General features: G+C 44.2%; 7 protein-coding genes. 3 read left to right on the top strand and 4 right to left on the bottom strand.

The window, feature by feature from the left end; genetic code table 11:
- Window positions 1-150: 150 nt before the first annotated feature.
- The 4 genes from EAE93_RS25380 to lsrR all read right to left on the bottom strand — a co-directional run bounded on the left by EAE93_RS25380 (window position 151) and on the right by lsrR (window position 6,287).
- Entirely contained in the window at window positions 151-1,464 is a 1,314-nt protein-coding gene (locus EAE93_RS25380; protein ID WP_214040405.1) for a citrate/2-methylcitrate synthase, read from the bottom strand.
- 286 nt (window positions 1,465-1,750) lie between these two features.
- The gene (locus tag EAE93_RS19945; RefSeq protein WP_214040404.1) at window positions 1,751-3,217 is read right to left on the bottom strand and encodes a nucleotidyltransferase domain-containing protein; all 1,467 of its coding nucleotides are present in this window, start codon (window positions 3,215-3,217) and stop codon (window positions 1,751-1,753) included.
- A 380-nt stretch (window positions 3,218-3,597) separates the two neighbouring features.
- Window positions 3,598-5,190 (bottom strand): autoinducer-2 kinase, encoded by a 1,593-nt coding sequence (lsrK, locus tag EAE93_RS19940; protein WP_214040403.1) that lies wholly within the window; start codon window positions 5,188-5,190, stop codon window positions 3,598-3,600.
- A gap of 104 nt (window positions 5,191-5,294) precedes the next feature.
- Window positions 5,295-6,287, bottom strand: a complete 993-nt coding sequence (gene lsrR, locus EAE93_RS19935) for a transcriptional regulator LsrR (protein WP_152544306.1) — start codon at window positions 6,285-6,287, stop codon at window positions 5,295-5,297.
- Window positions 6,288-6,520: 233 nt separating this feature from the next.
- Here lsrR and lsrA point away from each other — a divergent pair, with 233 nt between their 5' ends.
- From lsrA to lsrD, 3 genes are read left to right on the top strand one after another with little or no spacing between them, the layout of a single operon-like run.
- A complete protein-coding gene (gene lsrA / locus EAE93_RS19930; RefSeq protein WP_214040402.1) occupies window positions 6,521-8,056 on the top strand; it encodes an autoinducer 2 ABC transporter ATP-binding protein LsrA in 1,536 nt (511 codons plus the stop codon).
- The gene (lsrC, locus tag EAE93_RS19925) at window positions 8,050-9,051 is read left to right on the top strand and encodes an autoinducer 2 ABC transporter permease LsrC (protein WP_105399572.1); all 1,002 of its coding nucleotides are present in this window, start codon (window positions 8,050-8,052) and stop codon (window positions 9,049-9,051) included. Before lsrA ends, lsrC begins: the two co-directional genes overlap by 7 nt.
- Window positions 9,051-10,052 carry an autoinducer 2 ABC transporter permease LsrD gene (gene lsrD / locus EAE93_RS19920; RefSeq protein ID WP_214040401.1) on the top strand — a complete coding sequence of 334 codons (1,002 nt, stop codon included), beginning with the start codon at window positions 9,051-9,053 and terminating at the stop codon, window positions 10,050-10,052. Before lsrC ends, lsrD begins: the two co-directional genes overlap by 1 nt.
- The last annotated feature ends 43 nt before the right edge of the window (window positions 10,053-10,095 follow it).

Below are 10,095 nucleotides of genomic sequence, written 5' to 3'. Positions count from 1 at the left end.
AGCGGTGGCTCTGATATTAGGGATTATTTTTAGCCTGTTATCCATACAAATAACAGGCTGCCCAAAGTCAGTGATTGAATTTAACTTGATGCTTGAAAAAGTGACCTTAACCTTTTGCGACACCCTCTAAACGGCGAGGCTTCCCACTTCTCAGGCCGCCACCGTCTTTATGACGGATTTACGCTGGCCTCCGTGGGCAGAAACGACGAGCCCCGCCGCCTGTAATTCCTGTATGCCCTTGCGCTCTATGTTGAGCGCCGCGTTGATATCACGATCATGTTCGACACCACAGCAAGGACATGGCCAGCTCCGCTTATGCAGCGGCAGTTCTGGCATTTTGTGACCGCAACAGTGACAGGTTTTCGAACTGGCGAACCACTGATCCAGCTTCACCAGATGAACCCCTTTCTCTGCGGCTTTGTATTCCAGTTTCTTGATGAAGCCATGCCAGCCCGCATCTTCTGATGCAAGTTCCTGCGAAATATTTACATAGGAAGAAATAACATCGAATTTTGCCTTCTGTTTGACAAGAATATCGCTCATGTAAGAAGCTCGAGGGTCTGGTTGTTTATAAATTCGATGACCAAATCCCATAAGACGTTGCTTTCTTTCTACTAGTTCATCAATAAAAGTACTAATATTTTTAGAATTGTCATGTATATCATCGATCATTAAACCAACTTCCTCACTCGCTCCGCCATGAAGAGGGCCGCTGAATGCGCAAATACCCGCAGTTACAGCATTAAATGGATCTGCACCGGAACTTGCTACAGCTCTAACGGTTGCAGTTGAGCAATTCAGTCCATGTTCTGCATGAAGAATTAAAAACTTGTTTAACATTTCTTCTGCTACATCGTCACACTGTTGGCCAAAACATGTTGCTAAAAAGCTTGCAAAGAATCGATGTTTAGTATCGAAAAAAGTTCTAAATACAGGTTCGGATGTAGCATATTTCTGAACATATATAGCAATTGCGGCAGCTATTGTTGCCAAAATAGATGCAGTAATTATCAAACGTTCGTCCTTTGTTTTTATAGAATGGTCAGAAAGCCATTTATTCTGCGAAGATAAAACTGCAATTGCAAGGAAATCAGTGGGAGTAGTATCGAATATTACTGGTGATAATTTTTCAATATGCTTGAGTGCTGACAGGTAATTGTTATGGAGCATATCCAAAAACTCTTCACTTCCTTCTGAATTTAATTTTCCTGTAATCAGAAGATACACAACATCACTAAAAGAATAGTTATTTGCCAGTTCTCTGACATTATGGCCTCGGTATTCAAACTTCAACTCTTTTTCATCGATTCGTCCTACATTACTTCTACAGATGGCTGTTTGCATTAAACCCTCATCGAGGATCTTCATCTTTACTTTTCGATTTGGCTTGAGAATAGTTTGGTCTGATAATTGTTGCACTTCAAAAAATTCATTAATTGATTTTTGTAAGATTTTGGACGTCATACTTTATTCCTCTTAATAATATTATGTGCATTAAACTGACACATTGCTTTAAATAGGATTATACCCGTCATCTTTCAAGTTGCCTCTTTGTTGGCTGCACTCGCTCACCCCGGTCACATAGTTTGCTATGCTCCCGGGGATTCACTCCCTTGCCGCCGCGATCCATTTTGAAATCCATAGGATTACAATAATTAAATTATTGCACTAGCTAATGACGATGTTTAGATACGAATCAATACCTTACTCATTGTAATATGTTTAGCTAAAAGAACTAGCGTCATTCCGTCTATAAAATTGACTTCTCGACCTGTACCATATTTAATCTCTCTGCCACTATTTCACATGCGTCAAGTAATGAATAGAATAAGTTTTCTAATTCCTCTCGACTTCCAATAAGCAATTTCTGCTTTAGCGTATTCTCACATTCCTTTAGGTTTTGCGTATATTTAATAATGTTGGTGAGAATTTCGTTGTCTCTGTAGTATTCCAAAACCTGCGTTTTCTTTGTTGGATAGAAACCACTTTTTAGGATTTGCAAAGGGCGTAAGCAACCATGATCGGTGAGTTTCATCATCAGTCCAAGCATATAATGTGCCCGATGTCCATATGTACCAGAAATCAGATAAGAACGAGCTATTTGCCTTATAGTAAATAAGTTATTAATAATGCCATATATATCGCTTTTCAATGACGGTCCCATTTCTAAAGCAATATTACCATAGACACGCTTAGTTCCATTAATAAGCGCATATGCTCTGAAACTAGGATATTGGTGAACATTCGATTCGCTATATACGGAGATGGATAAATCTTTGAACCTAGATTGTGTTGAGCGAATTGCTTCAAGGATAACTGTATCGACTTTATCCACGATAACAATAGAGTCTATATCTGAACCACTTCGCATATCACCCCGGGCAGCACTACCGTGGAGATAAAAGGCTAATAATCTATCTCCAATAAATTGCTTTAAAAGAATAATCACTTGATCAATAAGCGGTTGTAATGAAAGAAGATCATCTACTTTACCCTGTGCTGGAACAATTCGTGTCTCCGGGTACAAGTGCTGTAATAATGTCGAATAGTACTCCGCAATTTTACTTAACCGTGCCGCTGCATCACGGAAAACATTAATATCGGACAAAAGCTCTTCTTCGAATTTTTGCCAAGATATATTGCAAGTGATCAGCCAATTAAGATCTTCTGTTGGTGCTTTCAAAACATACGCACTATCTTTGTGAATACAGGATAGTCCCTCCGATTTGAGCAAACGATATAGCCCCAATTCGGCGTAACGCATTGCCCAACCAAGCTGGCGTACTCCCCAAACGTGAGTCTTTGGCGTCAAGTTTCTGAGGTAGTAAAGACGTGCAATATGAGCAACGCTAAAAACTGCTTGTCTATATATATCAAGATTTCCTTTGATACTAGGGAGTACCACATCACTTATTTTTTCCGACCGTAAGAGCCAAAGATTCTTAGTAAATTGCCACATACAATGAGGCGGATAATATGACAACTCACTAATCGTAAGATAATTTAGGGTAAACTCAAAAAACTCCGCCTGAAGGTATCTTAGTGATGTAATGCAACCTGTGGCGAAATTATCAGGTACAATCACGTAAAAATGCCTCACACACCGAGAAGAATAATCGGGTTGGCGGAGATATGAATCAGTTTCCACAATACCAAGGAGATTCTCTCCAAAAACTTCTAATGCGGACTGAATAAAATAGTCAGTTCTTGCGTCCATATAAATTCACTCTATAAGTATATCAAATCCATAAATCATGCATCGAATCAAGCTACATGTTTTAATAGGTTATAGTCGTAAGCAACAGGGATCTCAATTAAAAACGGTTCATTAAGAATGATATGCTTATTCCAAGATTTTCGGAAGTTCTTCTTTTTAAATTTACTCCCATATTAAAAAATACAGTCGGTGCCTTTCAATTCCAGACCAACATTACAGTATTATTGAGGCGAGACAGACCATGAATACCGGTAAATTAACGGTTATCTCAATCCATTACCACGACATTATATATTTTCAGGCATTAAGAAATACTTGGTGCACAAGTCGCCTATCAGCACAAGCGCACCTAGCAATACGGTGGATCAATCCATTGCAAGCTATAATCCCGGCGCTTTCCATAATGAAGTTGTCAAACCATGATCGACTAACGTTAATTGATCAGCATATATCGCCTGCCAGTCCTGTTTAGCCTTTTGATACACTTCATAATGTTCAGGATTTGGCTGATATTCATGTTGCCAACGCACCAGTTTTTCCCCTGTCGTCCCCATTGCATCATAAAGCCCCACTCCCACTCCGGCGGCAATGGCACATCCCAAAGCAGTTGATTCTTTAACCATCGGCACCCGAACCGGCAATCCTGTCACATCAGATAAAATCTGGCTCCATAATTTTCCTTTTGAACCACCACCAGCGAATACCAGTGAATCCGGTTTCACTGCGGAAAAAGCAGAAATCAGATCCAAATTACAGGCCGAGACAATCGCCGCGTTCTCTTCCAACGCACGAAATAGGGTCGCTTTATTGCATTTCTCAGGATCAATGGAAAGGTTAATAAAGGAAGGCGCGGCGTGATACCAGGCTTTAAATCGCATCACATCAGAGAAAATTGGCATGATACCGTAAGCGCCTGCCGGGACTCTGGCCGCCATATCTTCCAGTAAGCTATAAGTATCAACACCAAGACGCTCCGCCAACAGCTTTTCTTCCGCGCAAAATGCATCCCTAAACCAACGCATGGTTAAGCCAGTAAAGAAACTAATGGACTCCGCCTGAACCATGCCAGGGATAACATGAGGATTTATCCGTGTATTCATATTCGGGTCAGTGACCGGCACCGGCAGATTGACAACCTGCTGCCAGAAAGTGCCACCGATAACGGCGGTCTGGGCAGGTTTGACCACACCTAAGCCAAGACAGCCGAGCTGTACATCGCCACCGCCCATAATGACCGGTGTGCCAACGTTCAATCCACATTGAGCAGCCGCTTTCTCAGTGACGTAACCTAACAAGGTTCCGGTCTCTTTTACCGGCGAAAGAATATCAGAGCGCAATCCCGCCATCTCAAGTAGATCGGGGCGCCAGTCACGGCTTGCCAGATCTAGCATGCCTGTCGTGCCGGCATTGGAGGGATCGACAGCCAACTCGCCACTGAGCATATTTGCCAGCCAGTCGCTGATCATGGTTAAAGCCGCTGCCTGACGATAGATATCAGGACGATGATGAGCCAACCATAACAGACGAGGCATTGCACCCAAGGCTAATGTTTGCCCTGAACACTGGTAAACATCATATTCAAAAGTGCTGTCATACAGCGCCTTCAATTCACTCACTTCATGGCTGGAACGCGCGTCCACATTCGCGCAAGCCCAGATCGGCTCGCCATTGCGGTTATAAAGCACAATGCCTTCCCGCATGGAACAGGATGCCACCCCCTGAATAGCACTGGCGGGCAATTCCGCGGTTTTCAGCGCCTGACGAATACATTGGCATGCAAGTCGCCAGTTCGTCGCTAAATCAAACTCCATTGAACCCGGTACATCAGGTACAGGCTGATGTATCCATTCAGCCTGTCCTGCGGCGATCTGATTCCCTTCAAGATCAAATATCACTGCACGAACACTCCCTGTTCCTGCATCAAGCGCCATCAGATATTTTCCCGATGGATTAGCACTACGGCGTTGATTCATGATGCTATCCTCAGTTTAATTACTTTTTGAACTATTACTTTTTAAACTTATAGCTTTACCTCAAATTTTTTCTGCTTATTTCACGGATAGAGTCAATACAGGGTTCAACGCAGCAAATTCAACATTGCTTTGGCAGTCTGTTCTTCCGTCACCAGTCCATTAATATATTGACCATGCAACGCAGCAATAATGGCTTCCGCTTTCTCTTCCCCTCCCGCGACGCCAATCACTGTCGGGATGGTTTTTAGTTCTGGCATGGAGATACCTATCAGTTCCTGATGAATCTGCATATCCTCCACCAGTTCACCATCAGCACGCATAAAATAGCCAAGGATATCGCCCACAGCGCCTTTGCGGCCAAACATTAGCTGTTCACCGCCACTGATATAACCAGAACGCATAATTGTCGCCTGCTGTTGCTGATTAACCGCGCCAATGCCAACGATAGCAATATCAGCCGCGCAAGCCGCCAGCAAAACATCTCGGACACTGCTTTCCTGACGGAATGTTTCAGCAACCTGAGCCGTGGAAGCACGTAATGGAGCGGGGATAATACTGATTGAACAAGCTGCATCCAGTTGACCAATACCGGTCATATAAGGACCGACGCCACCGGATAGTGTGACTAACCTGATTTGTTGTGATGAGATAAAGCCACTTAAATGTTGCAATGTGCACATGGTGGTTTCACCAAATCCCACTGCTAATAATTGCTGCGGTTCAATCAATGCCATCAGCAAATGTGCCGCGCCAACCCCCAATCTGGCATTAAGATTCATATTCGCCAGCGCAGGTAAAACGCGCACCTGTTTCAAAGAGAAATGTTTTTGCAGGGTATCTTCCAGCTCCAAACACCCCTCATAACGAGAGTTAATTTGTACCCGAATGACACCTGATTGCCGCCCTTTCTCCAGTAATCTGGAGACTTTTAACCGGCTCAAACCAAGCAAATCGCCGATGTCGCCTTGTGTCAGGCCATCGTGATAGTAAAACCATGCAATACGCGCAAGCAGCTCTTCTTCACTCATGCTATTACCCGGATAGGTGTCCTCATTTTTCTCTTTAGCTGACTTTTCTTTCACTGATTTTATCGACATAACCACTTTCTTTTTATCCGCACTCAACAGATAACCATTAAAACGTATAACACGCCAGAGTCTTACCGCAAAAATTTGAACATAATTCAATGAATATGCAAATTTTTCACAAAATGTGATCTAAATATTGCCAATATCATAATTTAACAGCTACCATGTTGAACAATTGTTTTTTAAATATATAAATGTTCATTTTGTCTGCCTCCGCACCTGTATGTTAAGAGGATGCCGCGATGTTACATAACAACACCGCAGTACCACCACTATTAGAAGTCAGTGGCATCAGTAAGCAGTTTTCCGGCGTAATGGTACTGAAACATATTGATTTTACTCTGCTTCCAGGGCAGATACATGCTCTGTTAGGGGGTAATGGCGCAGGCAAATCAACACTGATGAAGATTATTGCCGGTATCGAACAGCCAGATAAAGGCACTCTCAAGATTAGTGGTGATCATGTTAGCCATCTTAATCCCACTAAAGCCCATCAACTCGGTATTTATCTGATACCACAAGAACCATTGCTATTTCCGAATTTGTCTGTACAAGAAAACATTCTGTTTCGTTTACCAAAGCATCAGGTAGATAAGTCTAAAATGAAACAGCGACTGGCATTACTTGGCTGTCAATTAGATCTGCATGTCAGTGCTAGCAGCCTTAATGTCGCCGATCAGCAACTGGTAGAAATTATGCGCGGCCTGATGCGTAATTCGAAAATCTTAATCCTTGATGAACCTACCGCTTCCCTGACACCAGCAGAAACCGAACGCCTATTTGCCCAGCTCCGTGAATTACAACAGCAAGGCGTCGGCATCATTTTTATTTCTCACAAAATCCCTGAAATTTACCAATTAGCGGATCAGGTCAGTGTCATGCGTGACGGTAGTATTGCTTTAAGTGGCAAAATCCGCGATTACACAACAGATGATATTATTCAGGCTATTACACCGGCCGCGAAAAATCAGACATTAAACGGCGCCCCAAAATTGAGCCTGGATCTCAACAATAACCGGCACCAGACAGCGCCAGATCGACCAATACTGACAGTCACAAAACTGAGTGGCGAGGGTTTCAGCAATATCACATTCTCAGTGAAACCTGGCGAGATTCTTGGCTTGGCCGGCGTTGTCGGCGCAGGTCGTACCGAACTGGCTGAAACCCTTTATGGCCTGCGCCCTGCGATATCCGGTGAAGTCAAGTTAAAACAACACGCTATTAATGAGCTAACAACCGCTCAACGTCTGGCTCAGGGTTTGGTTTATTTGCCGGAAGATCGGCAGTCATCAGGACTATTTCTGGATTCATCACTCGGCTGGAATATCTGTTCACTAACCCACAATCGCGATACATTCTGGATACGCCCCGCCTATGACACCGCTGTCCTTGAGCGCTATTGCCAAATCCTGAATATCAAATTCAGCCATATCAACCAGCCGATCAAAACGCTGTCCGGCGGTAATCAACAGAAAGTGCTGATTGCTAAATGTCTGGAAGCTCACCCCGCTGTCCTTATTATTGATGAACCTACACGTGGTGTGGATGTCACGGCACGCAATGATATTTACCAACTGATTCGCCATATCGCCCAACAACAAGTGGCGATTATTTTTATTTCATCGGATCTGGATGAGGTGGTTCAGATGGCTGATCGGGTGTTAGTCATGCATCAAGGGAAAATCAATGGCGAATTAACTAAGCAACAAATGGATATTGATACCATTATGCATATCGCTTTCGGCGAACATAAATCACAACAGGCGGCATCATGTTGAAACTTATCCAGAATAACCGCGAAATTACCGCATTAATTGCCATTCTCTGTCTATTTGGCTTGCTTAGTCTCATCGACCACCAGTACTTTAACTTGCAAACTGTCACCCTCGTTTTCAGTAGTGCGCAGATCCTTATCTTGCTTGCAATGGGGGCGACATTGGTCATGCTGACTCGCAATATTGATGTCTCTGTCGGCTCCATTGTCGGCTTATGCGCGGTCATGATGGGAATGTCATTGAATGCCGGTTTTAGCCTGCCCGTTTCCTGCTTGTTGACTCTTCTGCTCGGTATGGGTGCCGGGTTCATCAATGGCGTACTGGTCGCCTGGCTGAAAATTCCCGCGATTGTTGCCACTCTCGGCACGTTGGGGCTTTACCGTGGCCTGATGTTATTGCTGACTGACGGTAAATGGATTGAAGGCTTACCGGATGAATTAAAGCGCCTTTCCACACCTTTATGGCTCAATATCTCACCTATCGGCTGGCTGTTAATGATCTTGATATTAGCAATGGCGTGGATACTAGCAAAAACCCCATTTGGCCGGAGCTTTTACGCCACAGGAGACAACCTGCAAGGCGCTCGTCAATTGGGCGTTCGTACAGATAGCATTCAAATTATCGCTTTCGCCGTGAATGGCGTGATGGCCGCGCTGGCCGGGATTGTTTTTGCCTCCCAGATTGGCTTTATCCCAAATCAGACCGGTAATGGATTGGAAATGAGAGCTATCGCAGCTTGTGTGCTAGGCGGCATCAGTCTGCTTGGCGGCACCGGTACAGTAATCGGCGCTATTTTAGGCGCATTTTTCCTGACGCAGATAAACAGCGGATTAGTACTGCTAAAACTTCCTGCCTGGTGGAATGATTTTATTGCCGGATTTGTTCTGCTGGCGGTATTGATTTTTGATGGACGCCTTCGTTGTGCCATCGAAAAAAATATCCGCCAACAAAAATATGCCCGTTTCCTCAAAAATGACAAAAGTAATCAGGTGACATAATGAGTATCGGTCAACGTTATGGTTGGGAATTCGCCCTAGCCGCATTACTGATTATTGAAATTCTGCTGTTTGGCATAGCAAACTCACGCATGCTGGATATTAATATATTGTTGCTGAGTACCAGTGATTTTATCTGTATCGGGATTGTGGCCTTGCCACTGACTATGGTTATTGTGAGTGGCGGTATCGATATTTCATTCGGCTCAACTATTGGTTTGTGCGCGATATCGCTCGGAGTGATGAATCAGGTCGGTATTCCAATGGCCGCCGCCATTCCTTTAACGCTACTGGTCGGTGCAATATGTGGAATAATCAATGCCGCGCTGATTTTATATACCGGCATTAACCCGCTGGTTATCACACTCGGTACCCTATATCTGTTCGGCGGCAGCGCTCTGCTGCTTTCCGGCATCTCCGGCGCAACCGGTTATGAAGGCATTGGCGGCTTCCCACCAGCATTGACTGACTTCGCTAATTTGACGGTGCTTGGCCTACCCATGCCATTAGTGCTGTTTTTACTCTGTCTCCTTATTTTTTGGCTATTCATGCATCGTACCCACAGTGGACGCAATATTTTTCTAATTGGGCAAAGCAGTAAAGTTGCCCGTTACGCGGCAATTCCCATTGCCCAAACACTATATCTTCTCTATACCCTGACCGGCATCGCTTCCGCTATCGCCGCCATTGTATTAGTTTCCTATTTTGGATCAGCGCGCTCTGACCTTGGCGCATCCTTTCTGATGCCGGCAATCACCGCGGTAGTATTGGGAGGAGCCAATATTTATGGTGGTTCAGGTTCAATCATCGGCACCGCGCTGGCTATATTATTAATTGGTTATTTACAACAGGGATTACAGATGGCAGGCGTTCCCAATCAGGTATCCAGCGCCCTCGCTGGCGCCCTGTTGATCATTGCCGTGGTAGGACGTTCCATCAGCCTGCACCACCACCAAATTCGTGACTGGATACAGCGATGGCGAAATCAGAGGTTGTCTTCCTAAATCGACAGGTTGAATTTTATGACATTACAGTCCCTCTGAAACC

It is taken from the genome of Photorhabdus akhurstii (assembly GCF_018448925.1).
In the GTDB taxonomy this organism is placed as follows: Bacteria; Pseudomonadota; Gammaproteobacteria; order Enterobacterales; family Enterobacteriaceae; genus Photorhabdus; species Photorhabdus akhurstii.
The sequence above is the reverse complement of the archived record's forward strand: the minus strand, read 5'-3'. Positions and strand labels throughout refer to the sequence as shown.

Bases quoted from the DNA above. Each gene is read 5' to 3' on its own strand.
- EAE93_RS25380 (WP_214040405.1), bottom strand. From the start codon at position 1,464: ATGACGTCCAAAATCTTACAAAAATCAATTAATGAATTTTTTGAAGTG.
- EAE93_RS19945 (WP_214040404.1), bottom strand. From the start codon at position 3,217: ATGGACGCAAGAACTGACTATTTTATTCAGTCCGCATTAGAAGTTTTT.
- lsrK (WP_214040403.1), bottom strand. From the start codon at position 5,190: ATGAATCAACGCCGTAGTGCTAATCCATCGGGAAAATATCTGATGGCG.
- lsrR (WP_152544306.1), bottom strand. From the start codon at position 6,287: ATGTCGATAAAATCAGTGAAAGAAAAGTCAGCTAAAGAGAAAAATGAG.
- lsrA (WP_214040402.1), top strand. From the start codon at position 6,521: ATGTTACATAACAACACCGCAGTACCACCACTATTAGAAGTCAGTGGC.
- lsrC (WP_105399572.1), top strand. From the start codon at position 8,050: ATGTTGAAACTTATCCAGAATAACCGCGAAATTACCGCATTAATTGCC.
- lsrD (WP_214040401.1), top strand. From the start codon at position 9,051: ATGAGTATCGGTCAACGTTATGGTTGGGAATTCGCCCTAGCCGCATTA.